The sequence below is a fragment of the Kitasatospora sp. NPDC059571 genome, from assembly GCF_042735675.1.
Taxonomy (GTDB): domain Bacteria; phylum Actinomycetota; class Actinomycetes; order Streptomycetales; family Streptomycetaceae; genus Kitasatospora.
Genome location: NZ_JBHWBW010000830.1, coordinates 1 through 1,362 on the forward strand (window position 1 = coordinate 1; position 1,362 = coordinate 1,362).

Sequence of the window (1,362 nt, forward strand, 5' to 3'; positions counted from 1 at the left end):
ACAAGACCCAACGTACAGCCTCGGTCAGTCGCCGGATCCCTGTGCGGTCTTGGCGATCTGCATCAGGAACTCGGCGTTGCTGCTGGTCTTCTTCATCCGGTCCAGGAGCAGCTCGATGGCCTGCTGCTGGTCGAGTGCGTGCAGCACCCGGCGGAGCTTCCAGACGATCGCCAGCTCCTCGTTGCCGAGCAGGATCTCCTCCTTGCGGGTGGAGGACGCGTCGACGTCCACCGCCGGGAAGATCCGCTTGTCGGAGAGCTTGCGGTCGAGCTTGAGCTCCATGTTGCCGGTGCCCTTGAACTCCTCGAAGACCACCTCGTCGGCGCGGGAGCCGGTCTCCACCAGGGCGGTGGCGAGGATGGTCAGCGAGCCGCCGTTCTCGATGTTGCGCGCGGCGCCGAAGAACTTCTTCGGCGGGTAGAGCGCGGTCGAGTCGACACCGCCGGACAGGATGCGGCCGGAGGCCGGCGCCGCCAGGTTGTAGGCGCGGCCCAGGCGGGTGATGGAGTCCAGCAGGATCACCACGTCGTGGCCCAGCTCCACCAGGCGCTTGGCCCGCTCGATGGCGAGCTCGGCGACGGTGGTGTGGTCCTCGGCCGGGCGGTCGAAGGTCGCGGAGATGACCTCGCCCTTGACCGACCGCTGCATGTCGGTGACCTCTTCCGGACGCTCGTCGACCAGGACGACCATCAGGTGGCACTCGGGGTTGTTGTGGGTGATCGCGTTGGCGATCGCCTGCATGATCATCGTCTTGCCGGTCTTCGGCGGGGCGACGATCAGACCGCGCTGGCCCTTGCCGATCGGCGACACGAGGTCGATGATCCGGGTGGTCAGGATGCCCGGGTCGGTCTCCAGGCGCAGCCGCTCCTGCGGGTACAGCGGGGTGAGCTTGCCGAACTCGGCGCGGTTGCGGGCACCGTCCGGGTCCATGCCGTTGACGGAGTCCAGACGCACCATGGCGTTGAACTTCTCGCGGCGCTCGCCGTCGCGCGGCTGGCGCACCGCACCGGTGATGGCGTCACCCTTGCGCAGGCCGTGCTTGCGCACCTGGGCGAGCGAGACGTAGACGTCGTTCTGGCCCGGCAGGTAGCCGGAGGTCCGGACGAACGCGTAGTTGTCGAGGATGTCGAGGATGCCCGCGACCGGGATCAGGACGTCGTCCTCGCCGATCTGCGGCTCGGGGGCGCCGCCCTCGAAGCCCTCGCGGCGGCCGCGGCCCCGGCGGTCGCGGTAGCGGCCGCGGCGGCCGCGCCGGCCGTCGCCGAACTCGTCGTCGTCGAAGCCGCCGGCCGGCTGGCCGCCACCCTGGCCCTGACGGCCGGCCTGGCCGCCGTCCTGCTGGGTGCCGGTCTGCTGCTGGCC

The 1,362-nt window shown here is 70.1% G+C and carries 1 protein-coding gene; it reads right to left on the bottom strand.

The window, feature by feature from the left end:
* Positions 1–24 precede the first annotated feature (24 nt).
* The coding region (gene rho, locus ACFV0G_RS39375) for a transcription termination factor Rho (RefSeq protein ID WP_380558744.1) at positions 25–1,362 on the bottom strand (1,338 nt) is incomplete at its 5' end.